Source organism: Endozoicomonas atrinae, assembly GCF_001647025.1.
Taxonomy (GTDB): domain Bacteria; phylum Pseudomonadota; class Gammaproteobacteria; order Pseudomonadales; family Endozoicomonadaceae; genus Endozoicomonas; species Endozoicomonas atrinae.
Genome location: NZ_LUKQ02000071.1, coordinates 1 through 26,732, shown reverse-complemented (window position 1 = coordinate 26,732; position 26,732 = coordinate 1). Strand labels below are relative to the sequence as shown.

General features: G+C 45.9%; 24 protein-coding genes. 7 read left to right on the top strand and 17 right to left on the bottom strand.

What is annotated here, in order from left to right; translation table 11 throughout:
* Positions 1 to 84: 84 nt before the first annotated feature.
* The 5 genes from AK963_RS12050 to gloB all read right to left on the bottom strand — a co-directional run bounded on the left by AK963_RS12050 (position 85) and on the right by gloB (position 7,831).
* Complete coding sequence (locus AK963_RS12050; RefSeq protein ID WP_066015699.1) at positions 85 to 1,575, bottom strand: extracellular solute-binding protein; 1,491 nt, start codon at positions 1,573 to 1,575, stop codon at positions 85 to 87.
* A gap of 29 nt (positions 1,576 to 1,604) precedes the next feature.
* Positions 1,605 to 3,428 carry an extracellular solute-binding protein gene (locus tag AK963_RS12045; RefSeq protein WP_066015698.1) on the bottom strand — a complete coding sequence of 608 codons (1,824 nt, stop codon included), beginning with the start codon at positions 3,426 to 3,428 and terminating at the stop codon, positions 1,605 to 1,607.
* Between the two features lie 31 nt (positions 3,429 to 3,459).
* A complete protein-coding gene (locus tag AK963_RS12040; RefSeq protein WP_066015697.1) occupies positions 3,460 to 5,322 on the bottom strand; it encodes an extracellular solute-binding protein in 1,863 nt (620 codons plus the stop codon).
* Positions 5,323 to 5,389: 67 nt separating this feature from the next.
* On the bottom strand, positions 5,390 to 7,006 hold the full coding sequence (locus AK963_RS12035; RefSeq protein WP_066015696.1) for a lytic transglycosylase: 1,617 nt from the start codon (positions 7,004 to 7,006) through the stop codon (positions 5,390 to 5,392).
* A gap of 42 nt (positions 7,007 to 7,048) precedes the next feature.
* Positions 7,049 to 7,831 carry a hydroxyacylglutathione hydrolase gene (gene gloB / locus AK963_RS12030; protein ID WP_202969760.1) on the bottom strand — a complete coding sequence of 261 codons (783 nt, stop codon included), beginning with the start codon at positions 7,829 to 7,831 and terminating at the stop codon, positions 7,049 to 7,051.
* Positions 7,832 to 8,153: 322 nt separating this feature from the next.
* Between gloB and AK963_RS12025 the strand changes: the two genes are divergently transcribed.
* The 5 genes from AK963_RS12025 (at position 8,154) to AK963_RS12005 (ending at position 11,563) form a co-directional block, all read left to right on the top strand.
* Entirely contained in the window at positions 8,154 to 8,978 is an 825-nt protein-coding gene (locus tag AK963_RS12025; protein ID WP_066015695.1) for a class I SAM-dependent methyltransferase, read from the top strand.
* Positions 8,962 to 9,402: a ribonuclease HI gene (rnhA, locus tag AK963_RS12020; RefSeq protein WP_066015694.1), complete on the top strand. Its 441-nt coding sequence runs from the start codon at positions 8,962 to 8,964 to the stop codon at positions 9,400 to 9,402. Before AK963_RS12025 ends, rnhA begins: the two co-directional genes overlap by 17 nt.
* A 37-nt stretch (positions 9,403 to 9,439) precedes the next feature.
* Positions 9,440 to 10,156 (top strand): DNA polymerase III subunit epsilon, encoded by a 717-nt coding sequence (gene dnaQ, locus AK963_RS12015; protein ID WP_066015693.1) that lies wholly within the window; start codon positions 9,440 to 9,442, stop codon positions 10,154 to 10,156.
* Between the two features lie 103 nt (positions 10,157 to 10,259).
* A complete protein-coding gene (gene nudC / locus AK963_RS12010) occupies positions 10,260 to 11,093 on the top strand; it encodes an NAD(+) diphosphatase (protein WP_066015692.1) in 834 nt (277 codons plus the stop codon).
* 119 nt (positions 11,094 to 11,212) lie between these two features.
* On the top strand, positions 11,213 to 11,563 hold the full coding sequence (locus AK963_RS12005; RefSeq protein WP_066015691.1) for a GFA family protein: 351 nt from the start codon (positions 11,213 to 11,215) through the stop codon (positions 11,561 to 11,563).
* Between the two features lie 23 nt (positions 11,564 to 11,586).
* Here the strand turns inward: AK963_RS12005 and AK963_RS12000 are convergent, their stop codons facing one another.
* The 7 genes from AK963_RS12000 to AK963_RS11970 all read right to left on the bottom strand — a co-directional run bounded on the left by AK963_RS12000 (position 11,587) and on the right by AK963_RS11970 (position 18,538).
* Positions 11,587 to 11,982: a type IV pilin protein gene (locus tag AK963_RS12000; RefSeq protein ID WP_066015690.1), complete on the bottom strand. Its 396-nt coding sequence runs from the start codon at positions 11,980 to 11,982 to the stop codon at positions 11,587 to 11,589.
* A gap of 23 nt (positions 11,983 to 12,005) precedes the next feature.
* Positions 12,006 to 15,320 (bottom strand): pilus assembly protein, encoded by a 3,315-nt coding sequence (locus AK963_RS11995; protein WP_139117372.1) that lies wholly within the window; start codon positions 15,318 to 15,320, stop codon positions 12,006 to 12,008.
* 83 nt (positions 15,321 to 15,403) lie between these two features.
* Complete coding sequence (locus AK963_RS11990) at positions 15,404 to 15,961, bottom strand: pilus assembly PilX family protein (protein ID WP_139117371.1); 558 nt, start codon at positions 15,959 to 15,961, stop codon at positions 15,404 to 15,406.
* A 4-nt stretch (positions 15,962 to 15,965) separates the two neighbouring features.
* Complete coding sequence (locus tag AK963_RS11985; RefSeq protein ID WP_175404500.1) at positions 15,966 to 16,898, bottom strand: PilW family protein; 933 nt, start codon at positions 16,896 to 16,898, stop codon at positions 15,966 to 15,968.
* Between the two features lie 27 nt (positions 16,899 to 16,925).
* Positions 16,926 to 17,477: a type IV pilus modification protein PilV gene (gene pilV, locus AK963_RS11980; protein ID WP_066015686.1), complete on the bottom strand. Its 552-nt coding sequence runs from the start codon at positions 17,475 to 17,477 to the stop codon at positions 16,926 to 16,928.
* Positions 17,478 to 17,525: 48 nt separating this feature from the next.
* On the bottom strand, positions 17,526 to 17,984 hold the full coding sequence (locus AK963_RS11975; RefSeq protein WP_066015685.1) for a GspH/FimT family pseudopilin: 459 nt from the start codon (positions 17,982 to 17,984) through the stop codon (positions 17,526 to 17,528).
* 239 nt (positions 17,985 to 18,223) lie between these two features.
* Positions 18,224 to 18,538: an SCP2 sterol-binding domain-containing protein gene (locus AK963_RS11970; RefSeq protein ID WP_066015702.1), complete on the bottom strand. Its 315-nt coding sequence runs from the start codon at positions 18,536 to 18,538 to the stop codon at positions 18,224 to 18,226.
* 222 nt (positions 18,539 to 18,760) lie between these two features.
* Here AK963_RS11970 and sohB point away from each other — a divergent pair, with 222 nt between their 5' ends.
* Complete coding sequence (gene sohB, locus AK963_RS11965) at positions 18,761 to 19,810, top strand: protease SohB (protein ID WP_066015684.1); 1,050 nt, start codon at positions 18,761 to 18,763, stop codon at positions 19,808 to 19,810.
* Between the two features lie 125 nt (positions 19,811 to 19,935).
* Positions 19,936 to 20,988 (top strand): OTU domain-containing protein, encoded by a 1,053-nt coding sequence (locus AK963_RS11960; protein WP_066015683.1) that lies wholly within the window; start codon positions 19,936 to 19,938, stop codon positions 20,986 to 20,988.
* A 56-nt stretch (positions 20,989 to 21,044) separates the two neighbouring features.
* Here the strand turns inward: AK963_RS11960 and AK963_RS11955 are convergent, their stop codons facing one another.
* From AK963_RS11955 to AK963_RS33225, 5 genes are all read right to left on the bottom strand, one after another.
* The gene (locus AK963_RS11955) at positions 21,045 to 22,217 is read right to left on the bottom strand and encodes a cation:proton antiporter (RefSeq protein ID WP_066015701.1); all 1,173 of its coding nucleotides are present in this window, start codon (positions 22,215 to 22,217) and stop codon (positions 21,045 to 21,047) included.
* Between the two features lie 114 nt (positions 22,218 to 22,331).
* Positions 22,332 to 22,832 (bottom strand): DUF934 domain-containing protein, encoded by a 501-nt coding sequence (locus AK963_RS11950; RefSeq protein WP_066015682.1) that lies wholly within the window; start codon positions 22,830 to 22,832, stop codon positions 22,332 to 22,334.
* Positions 22,816 to 24,471 carry a nitrite/sulfite reductase gene (locus AK963_RS11945; RefSeq protein ID WP_066015681.1) on the bottom strand — a complete coding sequence of 552 codons (1,656 nt, stop codon included), beginning with the start codon at positions 24,469 to 24,471 and terminating at the stop codon, positions 22,816 to 22,818. Before AK963_RS11945 ends, AK963_RS11950 begins: the two co-directional genes overlap by 17 nt.
* A gap of 317 nt (positions 24,472 to 24,788) precedes the next feature.
* Entirely contained in the window at positions 24,789 to 24,992 is a 204-nt protein-coding gene (locus AK963_RS11940) for a DUF2970 domain-containing protein (RefSeq protein WP_066015700.1), read from the bottom strand.
* A gap of 72 nt (positions 24,993 to 25,064) precedes the next feature.
* Positions 25,065 to 26,732, bottom strand: a 1,668-nt coding sequence (locus AK963_RS33225; RefSeq protein ID WP_175404499.1) for a hypothetical protein, incomplete at its 5' end; no start/stop codon positions are given.

Here is a 26,732-nt window from a genome sequence, read left to right as displayed (position 1 = left end):
ACCATTCGCACCGGAGTTAAACAGCTCAGAAAGGCTATGGGAGTGGATGCGGGAGCATGACTTATCAAACAAAGCATTTTCAGGTTATGAAAATATTGTAGATTGTTGCTGTGAAGCTTGGAATAACCTTTGCAGCGAAGCTGGTCGACTGTTCAGTCTGTGCTCCCGTGATTGGGCAGTTATACAGTAGTTAGAAAATTCAATTGGTATAACAAAGCGCTCATCTTCGGGATCGGCTAAAAGAATTTCAAACTTCAGTGGTTGACCTTGTTGATCAAGAAGCACTCTGTTGTTGTATCTATAACCAGCTTCTTTCAGCCATTTGAAGGCTTCTGTCTTGTTCTTTCGCCAGTTGCCTGAACCATCGGTCTCTACAGGCTGCCAGTGGGAGGTGAGCAGTTCTTCAGGAAGTTCGTCCTGCCAGGGAGCAAGTAACGCTTTTTCTTTGACTGATGGTGGTTCAATAGCGGCAAGGTCTGAATTCGAGAAAAGGCTATAGGCTTGATAGTACATCCCAAAAAAAAGGTGCTGGTTGATCCAGTTGAAATCAAATGCCTGTGATATGGCTTTTCTGATCTTTCGGCTCTTGAAAACCGGCTTTCTCAGGTTGAAGACAAAAGCTCGCATGCCCAGGCTTTTGTTATCAATTTTTTCCTGAATAAATTGCACCTTACCTGTCTTTGTTGATTTATACGCTCGGGACCAGCTTCGGGGATTAGCATCAATACGTAGGTCGTACTCACCTTTTTTAAAAGCCTCAAGGGCTATGCCATCATCCCGGTAGTAGTCGGTTCTGATGATATCAAAGTTATGCCGCCCTTTGTTTACGGCTAAATCAGCCGCCCAATAGTCAGTAACACGTTCATAGGTAACAAAGCGGCCGGGACTGAAATTTTTCACCCGGTAAGGCCCACTGGAGAGCGGGGGCTTGAGTGTTGCCTTGAAGAGGTCATTCTCCGGCTGTTGCCAGTAGTGCGCTGGAAGCACCCTAAGTTGTGAGAGTCTGAGAATCAGACTTTTGGCTGGTGGCTCAGAAAAACTGAAACGAACTGACGTGGGCGATATTGCCTCAACGTTTTCAATAATCTCATAGAAATGTTTGTAGTGAGGTGGACCTTTTTTTTTCAGTGACTGGAACGTATAGACAACATCATCTGAGGTGATGGCGTGACCATCATGAAACCGGGCATTGGGGTTAAGGTGATAGATGACCCATTGAAAATCATCTGGATACTCAATCTGCTGGGCGATCAGCCCATAAACTGAGTAGGGCTCATCACCTGCCTTGACCATCAACGGGTCATAAAGAAAGTAACTGCCATCAGCCCAGATGCCTTTTGGGGCAAAAGTATTAAAAGTATCAAAACTGCCTGAAATACCCTTTCTCAGGATTCCTCCTTTGGGGGCATTGGGGTTTACATAGCTAAAGTGCTTAAAATCCTCTGGGTATTGCAGTGAGTTATGAAAGCTCAAGCCATGGGCTTTCGTCGAGTGTATTTCTGCAGGTTGTGCATAAGCATAAACAGAGTAGATTAGACTGATGAAAAGGATTCCATTTTTCCAATAGTCAGCCATGCAAAGGGTTCCTTTTTTATCAACCTCATTTATTCGTTTTTCTGATACCACCAGGTACTCAAATCCAGTGCATAGGGAGCTGGGTTTTTCGGGTACTTCAGCTGCTTTTTATGCACTACCAGCCAGTCAGGCTGGTACCAGAGGGGCAGAACATAGTGATTCCAGAGAATGATTCGATCCATGGATCTGATAAGCGTTAGCAGTTCTTCTCGAGAGTTTGCCTGGGGTATTTTCTCAGTCAGACTATCGATTGATTTAAGCTTTATACCGGCAATATTCCTGGAACCATGCTGGTGAACGGTACTTGAACCCCATAGGCTGGCTTGTTCTGTGCCAGGAGATGGCGTGTGAGGAAAGGTGTACATCACCATATCAAAGTCCTGGTTTCTGACTCTTTCCACATATTGGGCAACATCCACGGTTCGTATATTAAGTCTGATGCCCATGCTTCCCAGTGTCTTTTGTACTGGAATAAAGATACGTTCATCTTCAGAAGAGGACAACAGGATTTCAAGTTCGAGCGGTTTACCGTTGCTGTTCACCAGTTGGTTTTTTTTGATAGTCCAGCCGCTCTGCTTTAACAGTGTCAGCGCTTTTCTTTTGCGATCTCGACGGGTAGTTTCCGGCTCATCTCCAGGTGGAATCCATGCCTGGTCCAGTGCTTCCGCCGGAATTTCTAACTTCCATGCTGAGAGTATTTCTGTTTCCTGTTCAGAGGGTTTTCCTGAAGCACCCAGTTCTGTCCCGGCAAAAACACTGTCTGCCCTTTTGTACATACCATGGAATAAGTGCCGATTGATCCAGTCAAATTCGATGGCGTATCCCAGTGCTTCTCTCACCCCCGGGTCTGATAGCAATTCTCTTCTGGAGTTATAGGTAATGGTTAAGGTCTGGGGGTTATGATTGCTTAAAGAAGATCGAATCAATTGATATTTTTTCAGTGATTCATCACGTATCTGGTCATGCCAGACACGAGGGTCACTGACGGTCTTGAGATCGTATTCCCCTTTCTGCAGGGCTTCTAAAAGAACATTGCTGTTTCGATAATACTCGTACTGAATACGGTCAAAATTATGCCTCCCCCGGTTAACTGGCAGATCCTTCCCCCAGTAGTTTTCTACCCTGGCAAACGTTATTGAGCGTCCGGGTTCTATCCTGACCGGTTTATAAGGACCACTGCTGACGGGAATCTCCATGCCGGGAGAAGAGAAATCGCGCTTTACCCAATAGTGTTTGGGAAGAATTGGCATTTGCCCCAGAATTAATGGCAGCTCTCTGTTATTGCTGTGCCTGAAAACAAAAAGAGCCTTGTCATTGCCCGTGACTTCTACCTTCTTGACATCCTGATAGAAATGTTTGTAGAACGTTGACCCCTTTTCCCTGAGAAGGTCAAAACTGTACTTAACATCATGAGCGGTTATCTGCTTGCCATCATGGAATCGAGCCGCGGGGTTTATGTAAAAGGCTGCCCAGGTGTTATCAGGGGCAAGTTCAATTCGTTCCGCAATCAGACCATATTTGGTCAGCGGTTCGTCCCAGGACCTGGCCAACAGCGTGTCATACATCATATAACTACCAGCGGCTGCCGTCCCACGATCAATATAGGGGACCAGGCTGTCGAAATGACCAATAACTCCCTGTTTAAGTTCACCTCCTTTCGGTGCACTGGGATTAACATAGTTAAAATGCTCGAAACTCTCAGAATACTTTGGCTCACCATAAAGACTGATGGCATGTCGTAACTTACTGCTCTGGCCGTCTGTATCTTCTGCTGCAGATAATATGGGACTGACACTGTTCACTAAGGCACAAATAATCAGCAGTGTTTTGAAACTGAAGACTGTAAACCACATAGCCGAGATCTCAATGACGGTTGTTAAAGGTTTATCGACTTTCCCTGTTGTTTTGTTCAGTCCACCACGTATTCAAATTAAATCCATAGGGTGGAAAGTTTTCAGGATGTTTCAAGTGCTGCCACCAGGCTATTCGGTGAGTGCTTCCATGCCAGTTCAGTATTCCATAATGCTGCCATAGCAGAATCCGGTTAAGTGCTGACGTAGCCGTTTCCAGGTCATCTTTGCTGGTGGCATTAATGATTCGTTCAATCATGGCATCAACCGCAGGGTCTTCAAGTCCCATCAAGCTTCTGCCGTCTCGGTTATTGACACTCTCTGAGTGAAAAAAGTCCAGAAGTTCTTCCCCCGGATGCTGGCGTAAAGGGAAAATATACTGTGTCATATCGAACTCATGGTGTCTCAGTCGCCGGTAATATTGAGTCAGATCCATCCGTTGAAGTGTCATTTCAATACCAATCGTTTTCAGATTTTGTATAAATGGGAAGACGATTCGTTCAAACTGTGAGTCACCATAATGGATAAAAACCAGCTTCATGGGTTGCTTTGTTATCTTATTGATTAGCCTACCTTGCTGTAACTCCCATCCTGCCTGGTTGAGTAGATTCAAGGCCTGTTTTTTGTGGGCTTTTATATCCCCGTTGCCTTTTGTTTCGGGAAAAGTAAATGGTTGGGTAAAGAGCTCCTGAGGGAGGATGTCTGAGAACGGGGCAAGCAATTGAACCTCAGCATGAGAAGGAGGGGTGAGTGTTGGCAGGGGGATATGCGGAAAGTAGCTTTGTGTTCTGGTATAGGCGTTATGAAATATCCCCTTGGAAATCCAGTTCCAGTCAAGCATCAGGCTGATTGCCCTCCGAACGCTATGATCCTGCAAGTACGGTTTTCTTATATTGAAAACGTAGGCTCTTGCGCCATAGGACATATTGTGTGGGATTTCACGACGAAGTATCGACCCCTTTTTTATTGCGTCAAGATTGTAGCCGGTTGCCCAGTTTTTCGATTGCACTTCGAGATAGGCATCCGTATTGCCACTTTTAAACGACTCAAATGCCATATGGAGATCACGGTAAAAATGCAGAGAGACTTTATCAAAGTTATGTTTCCCCTGATTTACCGGGAGATCTTTACCCCAGTAATCTTTGACTCTTTCCATCTCTATTAACTTACCAGGGACTATCCGGTTTATTTTGTAGGGGCCACTGGATAATGGCGCTGACAATATTGTTTTATGAAAATCACGATCTTGCCAGAAGTGCTCTGGAAGTACCGGTAACTCGGCGAGGTACAGTGGAAGCATCATTGGGTAGGATGGTTTCAATTTGAAAACGATATGATCGAGAGCAGGTGTTTCAATACGCTCTATATACTCATTCATACCGCTAAAACGCCCATAAGGCAGGGATGTCAGTGTGTTGAATGAATAAATAACATCGCGGCTGGTAATGGGGTGGTTATCATTAAATGTCGCTGTTTTGTTAAGTTTGAATTCCAATTGATTGTTTTTTTTCGAAAACTTAACAGATTCAGCAATCAGTCCATATACAGAATCCTGTTCATCCATAGGGCCATTTGAACTGGCTGAACTTACCATGAGGGTTTCGTTAAGCTCACTGAAGCCGTATTTTGGAATAGATGATACTCTGGACGGAGGTACGCCCTTGCCGTTGTAGGCATTTAAAGTGTCAAAGGTACCGTGTACCGCGAGTCTCAAATGGCCTCCTTTGGGAGCGTTTGGATTCACATAATCAAAGGCATGAAAGTCGGCAGGGTACTTTGGAGCATCGAAAAGGGTCAGGGCGTGCTGCCAGGGTTTATCTTCATCCTGTGAAAACAGGTTGTTGCAGAAAAAAAGCAGGAAAATAACAAGGCTTTTTTGTTTTTTGGGGATGATCAAAGATCAGAACCTTCCAGCAGACAATCTATGAGAATAGCATCTGCCGGAAAGGCGGGGTAGGCTCGTGTTAGAAGCTGCGTGTTACATTGACAAACAGTGTGACCTGCTGTCCGGGGTGAATGTATTTGCCACTCATGTCACTATTCCAATCCCTGATCTGGTCGACATTCACATTAAACTTTGATGCAATCTTGGCCAGTGAGTCACCGGAGCGAACTTTGTAGTGCACCTTTCTTACAACCGCATTTTGTGAGGCTTGTTTCTTCCAGACAACCAGCTTCTGATTAATTCGGAGTGTATCCCTGGGCGACATGTTGTTCCAACGGGCCAGCTCATTAACACCAACATTGTACTTCTGGGCAATAGTCCAGAAGCTGTCACCAGACTTTACCAGATAATCAACTTTGTAACGGCCATTCACAGAACGATTTTGCTTCGCTGCCAGGCGTTGGCTGGCACTGAGTGTATAACTTTCTGAAGCTTTAGCTGCAATTGGGATCATCAACCCCTGACCAATACGAATAATAGTGCTGTTGAGTTTATTGGCCTCCGTAATCACACTCACACTGGTTCGGTATTTCATGGCAATGGTTCCAAGGGTGTCACCAGACTTAACTGTGTAACGATGCCATTTCACTCGATCCTCTGGCGGCAGGCCTGCCAGTTGAGTTCGGAAATGTTCGGCATGAGTAACTGGCACAACCAGATGGTGAGGACCCTCTGGTGGAGTTGACCAGCGGTTCAGTCCAGGATTCAGCCGATAGAGTTCTTCCAGCTCAACCCCCGACAGTTTCGATGCTTTGGCCATATCAAGCTGACCACTGGTATGTACCTTGGCGAAATAGGGCTTGTTTGGGATTTGATCCAGTTTTACCCCGTGTTTAGCAGGGTTTCGAACCACTTTTCCAAGGGCGATCAGTTTTGGCACATAAGCCGTGGTTTCACTGGGAAGATCGAGTGCCCAAAAGCGTGTAGATTTACCGAGCTTTTTGTTTTTCCTAACGGCACGTTGTACCCGGCCCGGGCCAGAATTAAACGCTGCCAGTGCCAGCTCCCAGTCATCAAACATATTGTACAGGCTTTGCATGTAGTCCAGTGCAGCACGGGTAGAGTGTACAACATCCCGACGACCGTCATACCACCAATTCTGATCGAGGCCATAGTGTTCACCCGTTTCGGGCATGAACTGCCAAAGCCCTGAAGCACCTGCATGAGAGTATGCGAAAGGATCGAAGCTACTCTCCACAATTGGCATCAGCGCCAGTTCCAGGGGAACATTTCTTGCTTCGGCTTCTTTGACAATGAAATAGAGATATGGCTCTGAACGTCTGGAAATCTGGCTGAAATATGACTTATGTCGTTTATACCAGTCCAGCTCCGCCTGAATTCGAGGGTTGTTCTGGTCAAGATCCATTGCCAGGCCTGACTGAATTCGAATCCAGAGGTCGTCGATCGCAACAGGGGCTTTTTTTACGGGAGTAATCTTCTCAGGTGTTTTTACCTCAACCTTTTCAACAGAAGGCTTTGTTTCTTTCTTGATGGTTGATGCCGAAGAAGTGGGAGATGTGCTCACCAGCTGACAACCCGTCAGAAACAGTGAAAAAGCCAGCGTCGGCAGAGTCCGTCGGGGAGCTATTGGGCCAAAAGTAAATCGCTGGCCTTTTAAGTAGGGGGCTTTGGTCATATATTGGGTTCTGAGTATTATCAGCTCATTATTTTACCACTATCAAAAATTATCCTTCCATGCTCGGATTACCCTTAGAACGTCAACGGGGCTGGCATTTGTGGACGGATCCCTGTCAGAGGCGGCTTGAATAACTTCCGGTTGGTCTGATCTCAGGAATGGATTTATGTCCAGTTCCTGTCTCAGCGTTGAGGGTACGGTAGGTTGATTTTCAGAGCATAACTCAGCAACGTGCATAACTTGTTCCTGTAGCTTCTGATTATGTGGCTCCACTGCCAGGGCAAATTTCAGATTTGCCTGAGTGTATTCATGGGCACAATAAATCCGTGTATTGCCAGGTAGTGAGGCCAGACGTGACAGGCTGTGATACATTTCTTCAGCCGTCCCTTCAAATAATCGGCCGCAACCGCCAACAAATAGAGTGTCCCCACAAAAAAGTGCTGGATTTTTACCTTCACCAGCATCAGTAAAGTAAGCAATATGGTCCAGTGTGTGACCTGGAGTAGCCAGAACTTTAAAGTGGCAGCCACTGATCTCAACAGTATCATTATCACGCAGAGTGTGAGTAATTCCCTTGATGCTCTGGTTATCTGGACCGTAAACTGGAATATTTCTGCTTCTGGTCAGTTCCCCGATGCCACCAGTATGATCAAAATGATGGTGGGTAATGAGAATACCGGCCAGGTTGAACATATGACTTTTTAGTACCTCTTCAACAGGCCTGGCATCACCCGGGTCAACTACAAAAACATCCTGACTATCCGGGGTATGAAACATCCAGATGTAGTTGTCATCAAATGCGGGTATCGGAGATATAGTCAGCATCGCCTTAAATGTCCTTTATTTCATCCCTGTGATCATCATGGATCCAACAGCACGGGGAAGATTTACTTTTCGCCTGCATTGGCTATGAGGCTGTCCGAGTATAGGTTTTGGTTCAGGTGCGCCTGGATGGGTACCGTTTCCGCAAAGCCTCTTCGGTGGAGATGTTATAGCCGACGACTGCGGATGTCATAGAATAATTTTTTCTGTATAAACTCGGCGATAAGGAGGTTAACATGAAGAGAGCTGATGATGAAAAGTGCCTGAGATGTTTGTAGATCAGGCGTGAAAGAAGCATTGACTGTTTATTGGTACAATAATTTGCATGATTCGACAATTTCGGAAAAGGACCAAGAGCAGTCTCTCTGACCGTATTGGGGACTTGCGCCACTGGCTGGATACCGACTCAGGAAGATTACTGGTTGAATATGAGAAAAGCCTGCTGGAACGGGAGTTAGGTACCATCTTTGGCTTCCATGCGGGACAATACTCTGCATCATGGCATAAAGATCTGATGTTCAGCAGCCCGGTAAGAAGACAGTTTATCCTCGGTTCCAGCTATCTGGCAGATTGCCCTAGGCCACAGGTGATGGCTGATCCACATTACTGGCCAGTTTCACCGGGAAGTCTTGATCTTGTTCTGTTGCAACACACTCTGGAAATTGCGGAGAGTCCTCATCGTTTGCTGAGTGAAGCGGCGAATACCATTATACCGGATGGTAAGCTCATTATTATTGGCTTCAACCCTTACAGCATGACTAATATTGCACGATGGTGTGTACCAGGTCAGCGTCGCCTTCTCAGGGATGCTCATTTTATTTCGACGTCAAGGTTGAAAGACTGGCTTGCTCTGCTGAATTTTAGTGTGGAAAGAATCGTTTATGGTGGCTATGTACATCCGCTAAAGCGCTTCTTTACCGGTTTGCGCGGAGATCTAATTGAAGAAAGGCTGGAACAGCTGCAGATACCGGTTGGTGGTTTTTACATGATGATTGCTACCCGTGAAACCCCGGGGCTGACACCGGTAAGAAAGGTGTGGTCTGATGTGCGCAGGCGTTTTGTCGGTCAACCATTGACCCGCCCCAGTGCTGGCAGAACCAGCACAGTGAAAGTAAACAGAGACTGGAGTTCGTTTGAGTCAGACAGTTGAAATTTTTACCGATGGTGCCTGTAAAGGTAACCCCGGCCCAGGTGGCTGGGGGGTGTTACTCCGCTACGGTAACGTAGAGAAAGAGCTTTTTGGCGGTGAACCTGAAACCACGAATAACCGGATGGAACTGATGGCTGCGATTGAAGGGCTCAAGGCTCTGAAACGGCCCTGCTCCATTATTCTTACCACCGATTCACAATACGTCCGAAAGGGCATCACGGAATGGATGGCAGGCTGGAAACGGAAAAACTGGAAAACCGCTGCCGGTAAGCCGGTTAAGAATCAGGATCTCTGGCAACTGCTGGATGAACAGAGCCAGCGTCATGATATCGATTGGCGGTGGATCAAAGGTCATGCTGGTCATCGTGAAAATGAAATTGCTGACCAGCTGGCCTGTAAGGGAGCGGAAGCATTCAAAAAATAGATTTCCTCTCTGGTAAAGATTTGAGAACAGTTAACCCATGCGACAGATAATTCTTGATACAGAAACCACCGGTATCGACCCTAAACAGGGTCATAGAGTCATTGAAATAGGCTGTGTGGAGATGATTGACCGGAAGTTGACCGGTAATCATTACCATGTCTATATCAACCCACAGCGTGTTGTAGAGCAGGAAGCGATTGAAGTCCATGGTATTACCAATGAGTTTCTGGCAGATAAACCGGTGTTCAGTACTATTGCTGATGAATTTCTCGAGTTTATTCGCGGAGCTGAACTGGTTATTCATAATGCTGCGTTCGATGTGGGCTTTATCAATCATGAGTTTTCGTTGTTACGCCGTGGTTTCCCCAACGTAGATGAGTGTTGCGGTGTGCTTGATACTCTGGCGCTTGCCAGGAAAAAGCACCCTGGGCAGAAGAACAATCTGGACGCTTTATGTAAGCGGTACTTTATTGATAATTCCTCCCGAACCCTGCATGGCGCGCTGTTAGACTCAGAGATTCTGGCTGAAGTCTACCTAGCCATGACCGGTGGGCAGACTGCACTTTCGCTGGGAAGCAGTGATGATGGTGCCGGTGATTCGGAAGAGGGCGGTAGTACTATCCGGCGACTGGCTGCTGGCCGGCCGGCACTTCGAGTCATCTCTGCCAGTGATATTGAGTTGCAGAACCATCAAGACAAGCTGGAACAGATTCAAAAGCAGTCTGGCAACTGTCTGTGGCTTTCTAACGACTAGGCGGCTGCCACTTCAGTAGGGCCGACTATTCTAGGACGGTCGTCTTGTACTGCTTCAAATATTTCTGCCCTGCAATGTATGGAATGGAATCAAGGAGTCTGCTTTGCAGCTGGATCAAGATCATAGCGGTGTATTCAACGTGAACTATTTGCCTTTGCAAGGCCTGAAAACGGAACTGAGTGCTGAGTGCTGGCTGGTGCTGTTTGAAGGGCAGGTTGTTCTTAATGACGAAGGAGCTGGAGAACATTTCCTCTGGTTCAGCCTTGAAAAGTTCCAGCCGGTGATAAAACAAGATGCGATAGTCACGGGTTATTTTCATGGAAAGGCAGTTGGAGTTGTTGAACTCACAACTCTGACGGTGGAGGCTGATACTGTCAGTTTCAGGTCATTACTGTCCGTGTCAGACTCAACAATTTATAGCTTGATCAGTCATGGCCTGCAAATCCTGACATCACGCAGTGAGCATGCCTTTTGTGGCTGTTGTGGTCATCAGACGCGGGAAAAGGAGGGTGAGTGGGCGATGGTTTGCCCTGAATGCGGACACCATGCTTACCCCAGAATTTCTCCCTGTGTCATTGTTCTGGTGACGCGGGGAGATGAAATGCTTCTGGTCCGACATCATCGCCATGGTAAAGAATCAACAATGCATACGCTGGTGGCGGGTTTTATTGAGCCAGGAGAGAGTGCTGAAGATGCCGTTCATCGAGAGGTATTTGAAGAAACGGGTCTTACGCTGGGCAAACTTCATTACTGTTTTAGTCAGAGCTGGCCCTTTCCCCACTCATTGATGATGGGGTTCCATGCGGAATATAAAAGTGGTGAACTTATTCTCGAAGAGGAAGAGCTCTGCTTTGGAGGCTGGTTCCATCGAGATAACCCGCCAGACCTGCCACCGGAATTTACCATCGCCAGAAAGCTGGTGAATGTTTTTATATGATATTATACAATCATATTTATTTATCTATAATGCATTATCTCAAAATCCTGAAAACAGGTTAGTCATGAAGGATGAACCTGACTTCTGGTGGATAAATAAAATAAGAAGGAGTCGATGAAATGAAGCACACGGGAAGTTGTCATTGCAAAGCGATTAGCTTTGAGTTTGACGGGCCAGAAATTGACTCAGGGCTCAGGTGCAACTGTTCGATTTGTGTCCGCAAAGGTGCCGTCATGACCCCGTTTATTGTGTCTCCGGATAAGATGAAAATTAACAATAAACAGGGTTTACTCGGACACTATGAATTTAACAGCGGAGTTGCCAGGCATTACTTTTGCCGTGGCTGTGGAATCTATCCTTTTCACCAGACGCGGCGTAAGAAAGATCACTACCGAATCAACATTGGCTGCCTGGAAGACGTCGATTCGTTATCACTGCCGTATGAAGTTTTCGATGGTGCTTCTCTGTAAAACAATCTGATCAATATTGAAACTCACCACTTACCCGATTTGCTGCCTAACGAGTTCAGGCCCAGGTTGCCATCGGATACCTGGCCCCCCTGGGGCGTGGCAATCAAGACAAACCCATCAGTACAGGCAAAAGCATCACCGGCATTGCCACAGGCAGCGCTGATGGAATACCAGCCATCCTCAGAAATAAAGGGGTTCACATTCAGGCCTAGGTTTGTTAAATCAGAAGTGTATTGATGGTTATCCAGGAAAAACTGCTCCTGTCTTCCAGCAATGTCCAGCAGTGCCGACTGACCTTCGGCCCGTCGACCATTCTGCATATAACTCTGGTAGCTTGGTAGTGCAATCGAGGCCAGAATACCGACAATAACAACCGCAATCATCAGTTCGATAAGCGTAAAGCCTGAAGCGTTTCCCATGATATTGTACTCCTGTTGTCTTGTTATTGTTCGATCCAGCCACTGCGATGAATACCGACTTCGTTAGTAGCACCGCTATATCCGGTATTCAAATCGATCAGGTTACTGCCTTCACCAAGAGAGACGATGGTGGCATCACCCGGTGTACCAACGACAGAAAGCAGTGAAAAGCGGTCATCAGCCTGTTTGTCACTATCGCCATCAACGTCACGTATGGCTGATGCAGTATGCAAATCTAAAACATAGAAACGACTGGATCCAACACTGGGAGTACATATATTCGCGCCAGGTGCGGATGATGGGGAATAGGTGCTATAGAGCAGCTGGCCGCTGTATACATCACCCGTTGTTGTGGTTTTTTCGCCTGAAGCAGAAAGGTTTATATACCAGCCACTTTTCGTGTCCAGCAATGACATACCCGTAGCTTTTTCCTGATCAGTACCCTGTTGAATCAAGTTGCTACTGGCATTGTATAGGCTGTTGTGAGAAATCACATTGGGTGATGTTGTGCAGTCATTACAAGTTCCAAAGCGGGTATAGAAAATATTGGTATCCCTGATTACGTAGTAACGGTCAGTATTTGTTGTTGCCATTGGGTTGGCTCTGTTACCACTACCCAGTACCACTGCATCATATGAAGTTCCTCTGTGCGTGGTTCTGACCAGTTCCGGTTGGTACATAAAGCGCCGATCACTGCTCACATCAGGTGAAGGCCGAACATCGGTTTCATCTGCACCCAGTTCCGCCAATTTTATCATCGACCATATTGGGCTTTCTGCATTGGGTGCATTCGCATCCAGATAACCCTTGCCAATGTCAATCCTGAAAACATTGCCGCCGGTATCGGAAAAATAAACCCGATCAGTCAAGCCATCGCCATTACTGTCCATGGGGGCAGGTGATGAGACAACGCTCCATTTGAGAAGGCTGCTTTCGAACTGCACTGGATTTGCCGTTGAGATATCATCCGGTGCCGTAAATGATTTAACGAGTGCTCCTGTTGCCGCATCGACAAAAAATAACCCTCGACCTTTTTGAGAATACTTTCTGACGGTATGCGTATCACCATTGGCATCGGTGAAAGCTTCACCATTGCGATCATCATCATTTGTACTGTCATAGCCTGCACCAAATGCCAACACATACTTATAATTAATGGTGTTTGTTGTAATGCCTGACTCTGTTGTTGAAATAACTTCACGATGACCCGGAATAATCATAGGTACTGGAGTGGACCAGCTTTGCCCCAGTTCTGAATATCCAGCAGTTTGATTGTCAATACGCCAGAGCAGGGTGGGGGCACCGTCCGGATTGGATACATCAATGGCGTAATAACTGCTGCCTCCCCTGCGCATACCAAAATAGAGAATCATCCGGTCCCCATCGGCATGCTTGATATTGCCATCATTATTGTAATCAAGGCGTATCACACTGACCTGGCCGTCAAGTCCATAGGGGTGGCCAACGTCATCACGGTTCTCATAGAGCTTTGGAATGTTGCTTGCTGTTTCACCCGCAAAGAAGGACCAGTTTTCAATAACAGAATTACCCTGGTCTTCTATAAAATGAAGCATTCCGTAGTTTGTGCCAAAAACCAGACGTAAATTTGGGTTGGTGTCATTGTATTCAGTACCGGTTCCGTCAGTATCTCCATAATTCAAAGTAACGGGTCTGGAATGAAGAATATCCCCCAGCACCCAGCTGAGTGTATTACCATCATTATCGAGCCCCTTGACCCAGTTAATCAGGTTTGCAGTGGTATAGTTTGCGGTATCATTAATACCAAATCTTGAAACATCAATATTGTCCACCGAACCCAGATATTCAATGCCTGAGTTGTTAACAAGGTTTGTGTAGAAAGTCCCACGGGCATTTAACAGTGCCGCACCCAGTCCACCGCTGCCGACTTCACTGCCATCATTTATGGTATTCCAGTAGGTGCTGCGGCCATCGGCAATACGATTGCTGCCATCGTCTAATGCTGGGTCACATCCACGATCAACCACTATACCCGGTGTATGAATATCAAGGGCAGTACAGCCAGGTGTTGAGTCTCCTTTATATATCTTCAGCTTCTTGAGGTTACCCGTCCAGCGGGATGACTCAGAGGGGAGGAACATTGCGTAGTAAGCGTTATCCAGTGATTCCGTTCTTTTGAAACTGTTTACGGCAACGGCAGGAGATACAAAAGTACTGGTTTGTTGCAGAATTTCTCCAAGTGCTCCCTGGAATGCTGCCGCAATATCATTAACGACAACACAGCCGGTTGTTGAGTCTGTATTGGTTCCAACAGTTGTATAACAGACACCATTTCCCTTATCTGCGGTATCTCTCAATAATTGCTGGTCTGTCGCAAAGCCAATGGTGTAAGTGAACGCCTTCTGGTTTCCAGTGGATGAATCATTATCAAGCCCGCCGCTTCCCGGGTTGGCTAAATATTCAGCCAGTTTTGGTAGGCAGTTCTCACTCATTTCACCACTATTATCTTCGTAATCATCGCATGCAGTAATTCGTGTAGTGCCGCCAACTTTTAAATTCGTGTCAGATTTTATTGTGCTGTTGACACTGGATTCTGAGCTAGGCTCACCATCTGTGACATAGATGATATAAAGGTTTTGACATGGCTTTACTAAAGGAACATCGCCATACTCATCCGTAGTTTTGTATTGACTCCCAATCTGACTTTCAACACTTGTGTCACGACTACTGGTGTATTGTGCTCTGTATAAATTTCTCCCAGTAAAGAAATTGAGAACTTCATAGTAGGCACCACATAAGGGTGTGCCACCATCAGGGGTCAGATTGCTTAAATCATTAACAATTGTACTGCCATTTTCTGAGATACTATGACGTATATATCCGCCATAGCCGCTATAGTCACCATCAATAAAAGCTGCTAATCCAAAGTCCACATTCTGATTGTCATTGATCAGCTGTGTGATGGACTCTCTCGCAAGAGTAATTCGCCTGGGTGCATCCTGTTCAAACCAGTTTAAATAGTTGCCGATACATTCGACTCGTTTTCTATTTTTACCATTAATCTCTACCCATATGGTATTACAGGGGCTTCCTTCTGTAACAAGGTCACTGTCAAACTTGACAATATGAATACCATTGCTGGTGTAATCGCCGCTATAAATGGTATTTGCATCGTAGTCTGCTTTTGGGGCATCCCAACCCATACTTCCAGAAGTGTCCAGGATGATCATCACCTGAGGTCGGGCGCTATTATTGGTATTTGCACCGGTAAACAGCTCGGTATCATCAGACAGACCAGTCAGTGAGAATAGAAAAAGAGCAGAAAGCACTGCTATTCTTTTTAAACTTTTGAAAGTCACTTTAGCTCATACCTTACGACTAAATTTTATTCTTTTTATGCCCAATATGGTGGCATAAGACCAATTCCTAGCTGCCATGCAGTCTAGGGGCTGGCAGATAACGGTGTACTGCCTATGACCACATTCTGGTCGCCGTGAGCTGAACCTCCCTGCTCACCTAACATCACTTTATAGGTGTTCATGGCCAGCGAGGTTGTTATGCCTGACTGCGCACTGTCCGTTTGAATCTGATAAAACTCAACACTGTATTTACCAACTCCACTGGCATCTTCACTGCGGGGTACCGTCTGACTGGATGCCTGATAATGGATACTTGGACTGGGTGCTGCATTATTAGCACCACAGGTATGGGCCGTCTGCTGAGCCTGTGTCAGTGAACTGTCTGGATCGATTGGGTTATAGGGAGCGTGTTCTGCGCCACAGACTCCCCGGTCAAATTCGGACATATCCATAACAGCAATCTGGTTGAGCGTTGCCTGCGCCTGATTAAACGTGATCAGTTTTATTTCCGCATTGGCTATCATGCGTGGTGATCTACTGGATTGGTTCACCAGTGTGACTGCAATAGTGGTCAGCATCATGAGAAACAACAGAGATACCATCAAAATCATGCCACTCTGTTTAGATTTGAACTGTTTCATCTGGTCACCGGTAGGCATGGTTGTATAGATAGATGGTGGTACTGGCTAAACGACGATGACGATTATCACCATCGGGCTTAACGGTAATATCACCCATCTGGTAGGTGCGGTGGTCCTCATAATCATTGACCTGATCCGTTGTGGTCAGCAGGTAGAGCTTGATGCTCTGTACTTCATTCCATTGCTGTTCAGTCCAGGTGTTTGTGTTGGCCGGTGTTCCCTGATAACGATTAATCTGGCCATCGCCGTCATCATCAATGCCGAGAAATACCCGCATGGCTTCTATGTTGTTGGCGAGTGTGGTTTCGACCAGTGCGTCATTGGCCAGACGGGTCAGTTTTAACTGATTATCCCGAAGATAAAACAGGCTGAACTGGTATTCACGGACCTCCTGATCATCAGAAATCAAAGGGGCTGTGGCTGAACGAAAAAGACGGCCTTCCTGGGTATTGGCGACCAGATAGTTAGTGTTTGTCAGAGGAGTGTTCACCACTTCGCCGACGGTTCCCCTGAAAAGTAGCCAGTCAGAAGGCAAGCCATCTGCAGCCGTATAGTTACCGGTCTGACCTGCAGCACATCCGAAAATATCGTTACTGGCACGTCCAGCCATAAATGCGGGGGAAGGGGTTAGTGCAGCAGCAATGCCGCTGCAATCATCGGTAACCGTCAGACCATTTTGACTGATGCTTCCTGGAGGTAAGCCATTGTTATAACCAGCAGACCGAAGGTCACGTGAAATGATGGTCAATGCGGTGCGGGCATTATCATTCAGAGTAATCATTGCGCTGCTGTCACGCTGAGCAGTAAATGTGTTCAGATAGAGAACGGCCACACCCGCAAGCAGAAATAACGACAGGGTGACAGCGACCATAAGTTCAACCAGGGTAAACCCCTGTTGTCTATTATGACTGGTGATAACCCATGAGTTTTTTATCATGACTTTCCTCACATCCATGTACTGCATTTAGCTGATAGTGGTTTCTATAACCATGACCCGGCGAAGATCATTATCCACCGCTGATCGATAGTCAGTGTCAGCGTCTCCGCAGGTAACCGCTGGCCGGGTATCGGGGCGGGTAAATTTTCCCCGCCAGACAATGGTAAGGGTCACGTCGGTATTATTGATGTTGATGCAAGCCAGTGGTGAAATGAGGCCACCAGCATTGGTATTTGCAGCAGTCTGTACCTCATTACCGTAGAGGGCAGAACCCCATTGCCAGAGGTCAAAGGCGGCTGTTTGCGCTGGTGTACAGTTAGAGTTTGCAGCGTTACACAGCGTTCCCGGTTGAGCTGGGGCGGCAGAAATAGTGCCGTTGTAGCTGGCCAGTCCTGAATTATTGGCATTAATTCGGGCTAAGAGATCTTCAGCCAGTTGTAAGGCAATGGATCGCTGTTGTACTTCAACAATATTCTTTCTGGATTCGACGACCAGGCCGGCGATCCCTAAAAGTCCCACCGATATGATGATCATGGCCACCAGCACTTCAATCATGGTAAAGCCGTTATTTCTACTCATGATTTATTCCCTGCGTATTATTGGTATCCGCCATACCTGGCCCTGAACTTACTGTATGGACAGTGATGTTGCACCACCGCTATCAATACTCACTGTTGCGGTATGTGAAGCATCGGTATTACTGACAGAAACATTGGCACCCGTGAAAAGCCCCCGTGCATCAAAGCTGAACTGGGTTGCTGTTGAAGTGATGGTACTACCGGAAAGGGGGGCAAGTTGAAGAATGATAGTACCATTGGCAGTTACCGTGCCATTACTTCCCGCCCAGCCACTATCGGGTGAAATTATGACATCTGTACCACGGGTGATTGCTTCTGAGCGGGCAAATGCCAGAATGCTCTGAATTTCTTCAGCCTGACTGCGAACCTGATTGTTGGCAATACTCTGGGTAAGAGAAGGGTAGGCAATAGCCGACAGTATTCCGAGCACTGCGAGGGTGATGATCAATTCAACCAGAGTAAAGCCACACAGTTTTTCAGGTATGGGCTCTCTTATCTTTTCATCCATGGTGTTTTTTATTGTTATTAAAAGTCAGGGATTGTATATCTTTTCCCGCTTGAATTCTCACTTCATTCGAGATAAACGGTCGCTATTTACGGATAAGTGGCAATCTAGTGTCTAGATGTGAGATGGGTTTCACAATTAAGTAGGGGCTAGATGATAAAAAGCCAGCCTGGGAAGTGTGCCGGGCTGGCGTTTATGGGATGAGTTTTTCTTAAGACAATATTTCAGTAAATAGTCGTCTATCAGTTCGGGAAAAGGACATTAAGCTTGGTCGCTAACATCATGTTGCCTTCAGCGCGCAGTTTACCCATCATAAATGCCTGCATACCATCCATTTCACCAGACATCACGCCGACCATGGTTTCGCTGTCCATGATCAGTGTTACGCTTGGGTCGTCATGAGCGCCGGCAACGATATCGAAGTTGCCATCTTTAATAACCAGATGGTAAGTATCAGCATCTTCAATATCAAACTGGAAAACCTCATCGAGGCCAGCAGCAGCATCAGCATTAAAGCGGGTTTTCATGGACTCAATGATTTCGGCAACGGTGCTCATAATTTCTTTATCCTTTTTCTTGGCGTTAAGCATTTCTGGCTCCAACAAAATGAAGATTATGAGTATTGGCCGAATGTGTCAATGAAATTCAAACGCTTGTATGAATGTCGCATCAAAACTATTGGCTGTTCAATTACTTTTTATAGTCCCCGGCAATGATAAATCAGTTATGCTATAGACAATTTTGATATTGACCCCACAAGCCTTTCTAAGGAGGTCCCTTTGGAGTATCTGGCAGACTTTATTTTGTTTCTGGCCAAAACTGTCACCCTGATTGGTGGTGTGGCAATTTTAGTGGCTCTGGTGACAGCAATTGGCCAGAAAGCCAAGAAAATGCACAAAGGTCATCTTGAGATTACCCGACTTAACGAACACTACGAGCACCTTCAGAATGACTTGAAGCATGCGTTATTTGATAAAGATCAATTGAAAAAAGAAGCCAAGGAAGAAAAAGAAAAGGCAAAACTTGAGAAAAAGGCTAAAAAGCACAAAGAGGCTGAGGAAACAATCAAGCCCAGGGTTTTCGTGCTTGACTTTAATGGAGATATTAAAGCATCAGCTGTTAAGTCACTGCGTGAAGAAATCACAGCAGTTCTTTCTCTGGCAGATAAAGAGCGGGATGAAGTGGTTATCCGGCTGGAAAGTGGTGGCGGGCTGGTGCATTCCTATGGCTTGGCTGCATCCCAGCTTAAGCGAATCCGTGATAAGGAGATTAAGTTGACGGTCACCGTTGATAAAGTTGCTGCCAGTGGTGGCTATATGATGGCCTGTGTTGCCAATCATATTGTTGCAGCTCCTTTTGCGGTACTGGGCTCTATTGGCGTAATGGCACAGTTGCCCAATGTTCACCGTCTTTTGAAAAAACATGATGTTGATATTGAGTTACACACGGCGGGTGAATTCAAACGTACTCTGACGGTTCTCGGTGAAAATACAGAGAAAGGGCGTCAGAAATTTATCCAGGATATGGAAGATACTCACCTTCTTTTTAAAGACTTTGTAAAGGCGGAGCGGGAGGTGGTTGATATTGACCAGGTCTCAACGGGGGAAATCTGGTATGGCCAGAAGGCCCTGACCTTGAACCTGATTGATGAAATCAGCACCAGTGATGAGTATATCTACCGGAAGGTGGATGAGGCTGACCTGGTGCAGATTGAATATGTGATGAAAAAAGGGGTTGCCGATAAGCTTGGCCTGGCAGCTGAGTCAGCGTTGGATAACACCCTGATGAAATGGTGGGGGAGATTCAATACCAGCCGCTTCTTTTCCTAGGAGCGTTTATTGCTCTATTTTTCAACAGTATTCATTGGCTTTGGTCTTTTATTCCTGAGCTATTTTTGAACTATAGATCTAATTAATAGTCGAATAATTAACTATTTTTAGACAGGGCAGAAAAAATGAATGCTGTTGAAGCATCAGTAGCCGCTGGTTACCATCCTGGCCAGAATCAGGCTGATAATGACGTTGGTCAGACGAAACATTGGACGCAGTCCAGAACCTTAAGGGCAGTAGCTGGGGTGGCCGTTTTAGCCTTAGGGGGGCTCGCGGGGCTGGCTGCTTCTTTTTTTGCCAGTACCTTTGTTGCAATTATTGCTGCAGCTGCTGTTACGGTGGTGGTAGGCGTTACTGTGATCGGGTATTTTTACCATCATAGCGGCGATAGTCATACTCCGGAGCCACCTCCTTCTCCCTTTCCCGTCGCCCAGCCCATTCAGCCCCCCCCATACACGGCAACTTATGTACCGCCACCGCCATATTCACCGCCATCTGCTCCAGCTGCAACAGCAACAGCCTATGCGCCTGCAGTTAGCTCAAATACACTGCCCTCCGATCCACCGCCGGCTTATGCCCGTTATGGAACGCCTGCAGCAAGAGTAGTCGATCCCTCTGATCCGCCTCCAGAGTATACAGCTTTAATCGCGGAACAGTTCATACGTGACCAAGAGAGTCGTACGGAGTGGATGCTTCAGGCATATGATTTAGAACTGTATAAAAGCTGCCGTAATGGCAACTGCTACTTTGACTCAGTTATTAATCAATGCCCTGCAGGCTCTAACTGGACTATTCATAGTTTACGTAACCGGGTTTATCAGGAGGCCGTGCAATGGTGTGATAACTATGCTTCCAACTATGACCCCACCATTCACTCCTCTGAAAATGACTTGTATGAGCGTTTAATATTTCAAAATGGCCTGGAAGCATTGAGAACTGATAGGGAGTGGGTTGATGCTACTGATTCGATGTTTACCGCCAAAGTTCTCAATACTCCCATTGTTGTTCTGAATATTGATGGAGGGGTTGGGCATGCTTTTGATGCTGGGGGACTGTTTATGAATGATGTTATTAATGCCTCCAGAAACTTAGATTATTACAGGACTGTTTTAAACGACCGCTTCATTTTGCTTGTTTTCGATACAAACCATTTTATGGGAATAAATCCGATAAGGTAACATGATCCTGGATCAGTAGGTTTTACATGGGGGGACTACGCCCCCTCGAAAAAGTATCAGTCTCTTCTCAAACGTTCTGATAGCGCGATGGGTGATTCAAAGCGGAATACGACAATATAAGAAGATACCAGCAGTGAAAGTATTGCTGTTGCCTGGATAATATGCGCTGAAATCTCGCCAATCAGATTCTGCCCACTGGCAAATGCGGCTATCAGTATTGAAAACTCACTGGTCTGACCTAATCGAAAGCCGACCTCCCAGGCGGTGGAGCGTTTTTCACTGACCCTGCGCAGCAGAAAACCAAAAACCACGGGTTTGATAATGATCACCGCCACGGTCATGACCAGTGCCGGGATCACTACCTGACTCAGCAGGTCAAGGTTGAAACTGGCACCAATAGAAAAGAAGAACAGCACCAGGAAAAAGTCCCTTAGTGGTTTGAGATTGATGGCAATGTATTGGGCGATGGGACTGGTTGCAATACTGATTCCCGCAATAAACGCTCCAATTTCATAAGAGAGGTTCAAACTGTGAGCTAATTCTGCAAAACCGAGGCACCAGCCCAGAGCCATCAGGAACAGATATTCATGAAAACGGTCAAAGCGAGCCATTAATGGCAGTAAAAGGTATTTAACCAGCATTATCGCGGTGAAAATCAGTGCTGGCAGGGCAATAAATGCCATGATCAGTTCACTGTAGTTGGCGCTGTGTGATGGGTCCAGATTGTAGAGTAGCAGGAGCGCAATAATGGCCATCAAATCCTGGAGAAGCAGGAGACTGACCATGATTTCACCAGTATGTTTATGATGAAGCACTGTCGTTGGCAGAAGCTTTATTCCAATAATCGTGCTGGAAAACATCATGGTTGCACCAATGATGATTGACTCATTCTGGGGCAGGCCAAATGACAGGCCGAGTCCATAGCCAGTTAAGGCAAAGAGAAATGAACTCGCTAAACCAACGGTGGCTGTCTTCCTGAGCAGGTGCGCAAGATGGCTTGGCTGCATATCCAGCCCAAGAAGAAACAGTAAAAAGATGATACCTACATGGGCAATATCGTTGAGAAGGTTGGTGTCATTCACCACTTCCAAACCAAAAGGACCCAGTATGGCACCAAGGGCGATATAGGCAACCAGCAAGGGTTGACGGGTGAATAAGGCGCCAGTAGCGAGAACCGCTGCCCCAGTGAAAATAAGAAAAAAAGAGAAGAGCAGGGAACCGCTTTCCATCATTCAGGCTCATTCTTAGATTATTTATGGAAAGAACAGTATAACCAACAGTTTGGTTTTCGTGCAGCAGAAGGGGAAAATCTCTTCCAATAAGGAAGAGATTTCAAACTGTGATTAAAGCTGATGTCTTAACCGATACACCGGTGTTAATTTATCGGCTGCTGTTTGATAGTCCATACTAAACGTTGTCAGAGCCGCCAGTGCGTACTCCGGATTCTGGTCTTCCCTCAGTCTTAAGCTGCTGAATCCACATCGTTTAAGGTAATAGATCTGGTCAACAAGAATATCTCCTATCGCTCTTATATCTCCCCGATAATCAAGGCGCTCCCGAAGAAGACGAGCAAGTGAATAGCCACGACCATCCATAAACTTGGGGAAGTTAACGGCGATGACTTCAAACTGGTTCAGGGCACTTGCTACCGTTTCAGGCTCGTCGGCGCTGTCAAACCAGATGCCAATCTGACCATTGTGCCGACCGTTGGCTTTACTGGCACGATCAATTGATGACACATGCACCAGCACATTGCCATCAGGTAAGGAGGCCTCTTCCAGATCCTGTGGCAGGATCTGGAAGTCATCATTACTTATTTGCTGATCCTTAAGCAGCTTTGGCATAGACCTTCTCCTTGAATGGTTGCACGCCAACCCGTCGACAGGTATCAATAAAACACTCTTCCGGAGTGCGGAGTTCAACGTAAGTCTTCAGTATTTTGTCGATGACATCGGGAACTTCATCCATTTTGAAGGACGGTCCAAGGATCTTGCCCAGAGAGGCGTCATGCCCGGATGCGCCACCGACCTGAATCTGATAATACTCTTCACCTTTACGGTCGACACCGAGAATACCGATATGACCAACATGGTGATGACCACAGGCATTCATGCAGCCAGAAATATTCAGATCAAGTTCACCGATGTCATGCAGAAAATCAATATTATCAAACCGTCTCTGGATGTTTTCTGCCAGCGGAATGGAGCGGGCATTTGCCAGCGCACAGAAATCACCGCCCGGGCAGCAGATCATATCGGTAAGCAGGCCCTGATTGGGTGTTGCAAGATTCAGTGGTTTCAGCTTCAGCCATAGCTCATGAAGTCTGCTTTGGGGAACATCGGCAAAAATCAGATTTTGCTCGTGGCTGACTCTGAGCTCACCAAAACTGAACTGGTCAGCAAGGTCTGAGATTGCTTCCAGTTGCTCTGCACTGGCATCACCTGGGGCATCAGCAGTTGCCTTCAGTGTCAGGGTGACAGCACTGTAACCCGGTTTTTTATGGGCATGAACATTTCTCCTGTGCCATAGTTGAAAATCAGGTTCAGTAGATAAAGCCAGGTCGGTCAAGTTGATATTGGAAAGCTCTGCGTAGTCAGGCTCAGTAAAAAAAGATTGGACCCGGTCAATTTCCTGCTGAGGAAGTTTTGCCTCTGTTTCTTTCAGATAAGACCATTCTTGTTCAACCTTTTCCGAGAACACCTCAGGAGTCAGTGCCTTGACCAGAATTTTAATTCGGGCTTTGTACTTGTTATCACGCCGTCCATAACGGTTATAAACTCTCAGCACTGCATCCAGGTAACTCAGGAGATGTTCTGGTTCAAGGGATGGCTTGATAATTGAGCCAACCATTGGGGTTCTCCCAAGACCACCACCGGCCAGGATTTTGAATCGAACATCGTTATTCTGATTCAAGAAAGCGTGAATACCGATATCATGCACCTGTGTTGCTGCACGATCCTGCTCACTGCCACAAACCGCTATCTTGAATTTTCTTGGAAGATATGCAAACTCCGGGTGGAAAGTAGACCATTGCCTGATAATTTCGCACCATGGGCGTGGATCCACAATCTCATCGTGTGCTACACCAGCAAACTGATCGGTTGTCGTATTACGGATACAGTTGCCGCTGGTCTGGATAGCATGCATCTGAACTGAGGCCAGTTCTTCCAGAATTTCCGGCACTTCTTCCAGCCGTGGCCAGTTTAGTTGAAGGTTCTGTCGGGTGGTAAAGTGGACATAACCTTTATCGTAGCGTCTGGCAATATAGGCGAGTTTACGCATCTGTCTGCTGCTCACCATGCCATAGGGAATGGCAATTCGTAGCATAGGTGCAAAGCGTTGTACGTAAAGCCCATTCTGGAGACGAAGAGGCAGGAACTCATCTTCTGGCAACTCGCCGGTGAGAAAGCGACGAGTCTGATCCCTGAACTGCAGGACCCTCTCATCGACTATCTGCTGGTCGTAATCATCGTATTTATACATGAATTGTTCGTCTGATTAGCCACATCTAGGGAACAGGTCAGAAACCTGGGACAGAGGAAGAATACTGATTTTTACTTATACGTAAAACTACTATTTATTAATAAAAGTAGACTAAAAAGTAATAAATCGAAGAAGGATAATAAGTTGATGCTTAGCCAGGATTTCGCTAACTTGAATGAGCTGGTTTGAAATTCACCCTGTTCACGGATCAAGGAGATAGATAATGAAAGATAGTACGGCTGATGCCATTGCGGCTGTTGCATTGATAATGCTGGTTGTTGTGACAGCTGTATACTGGGTAAGTACTCAGTGAAAGCTCATGTGTTATGAGTGACTACATGCACCACAGATATGAGTATCAAAACAAATAATACGGTTCCTGCGATACCAGCGATGATGTAGTGCGCAGGCTTACCCTGTTGAAAATCCCTTTCCAGATTAGCCCTTTTCTGAACCCCGAACCCTGCAGACAGCGCACTCAAAACCACTGACTTTATGCCTGTCCCTTTTTTATCTGACATGAGCCAACTCTCTTGTTCAGTAATTAATTTGATCATTTTATGATCTTGCTGTTTGAGTTGGCAAATTAGGTGCTAATTGATGATGATAACTCTGATCCTGTACTCGGTATCTCTCGCAGCAAAATAGCCGATCCAGCTGTCTTTCTCAGCTTCTGTCCATGATACCAGTTGATCGGCAAGCATTTGGGTGCCTCTGGCTCCCAAATCTTTGACATAGGGAAGTAACACATAAGCCATTGCACCAAGTAGCAGACCATTGGTTGCAGATGTTACGGCTTTTTGCAAAGCAATATTTAAACCGCCGGTAGTGTAGTAGTTTAATACCCCATTCATAACGTAATAGGTGGCTATCGGGATAATAGTTGCTGCTGCTACAGGGATTACATAGTCTTTTATATTCTCAGGAAGAGGAACCAGTTGATATCCTGATGAAGCAATCGCTTCAGCCCGCTCACCAATAGAGGTTATCTGGTGTTGCAGGTTGGCAAACAGGTTTATATTCTTGGGATCGGAAGGATCCATGTTGCTAAGACGTTCATCCTGGCCTGCTGGTATCATTTCTTTCACCTGGTAAAAACGATAACCGATTTCAAGTAATCCGGCTCCTGCAGCAAGGGCGTAAGCTGATGTTGCATCCCATCCCCTGCCTTTAAAGAACGTCATATAACCTTTATGAATGGTGTATTGAATACTCGTTTTTATCGAGTCGTTAAAATCACCGGCAAGGGCAGGTAAATATTCAAATCCCAGATCTCGCCGAACTAAAGAAAGGGTATCTCCAGGAACATTGCCAATTATATTGAAACCGTACCCAACCATCAGCATGGCAATACCGTCAATAGTTTCATCATTCAGGCTATTGAGCATTGGCCATTTACCAAAGACCTGATGTAAACGGCCTTCATTGTGTAGTGTTTTCAGTGAGCTGGCAACAACGGAAGAAATACAATCAAACATTCGATTGGTGGGCGTTGTCCTCAGGTATAGTTTGAACGTTTCAGCCTTACTCCTTTCTATAACATTCTTTTCAAATTGATGAGTGTTAACTTCCGCAGCGGTTGGTCTGTTTGGATCACCAGTAACTGGTCCACCATGATTTGACAGGAGTGTATATACTGTAAAACCTTCAACGAAATCAGCAGAACACTGGGCAAAAAGAGAATTGGTGTCCGAGAACACTTGGTTTTGAACCAGGTTCCTGATTGAGTGAATTACGTCGACACCCAGTAGTAAATAATTCCAGCGTAAAAGGCTTGGCCAGAAAGAGTGTGGCTGCCATGTTACCATATTCATGGCAATAATAGGCACCACCTGAGGAACAAAAGCACCAACAGCTGCTACTTTGGACAGGTTCTCTTCTTTCTCCAGAATGACTTTTATTTTTTTACCGACCATTTCATCAGTGGTGTTTAACGTTAAATTAATAAAACGATCGTTGTTTGCCCCGTAGACTTTTCCATTTTCAACAATAGGGGCCTCTTTGTCATGCCAGTAAATTTCATTTGACTCCATGTTGTCTGTATTAAAAAAGGCCTGATCATATTCCGATCGAAACCTTAGGGGTATTTTTCCATAAACTTGTTCTTTCAATGTCTGTGTGTCAATTTCAAGGTGAAGTGGGGAGTTATCTTTAACTGTAATTTCTACTGAATTGTTATACTCAGGTGATAACTTTTGAATATTAAAAGCAAAAGAATTAATGGAAAGTACAGAGAGAATAAAAATAATTAGAGTGTTTTT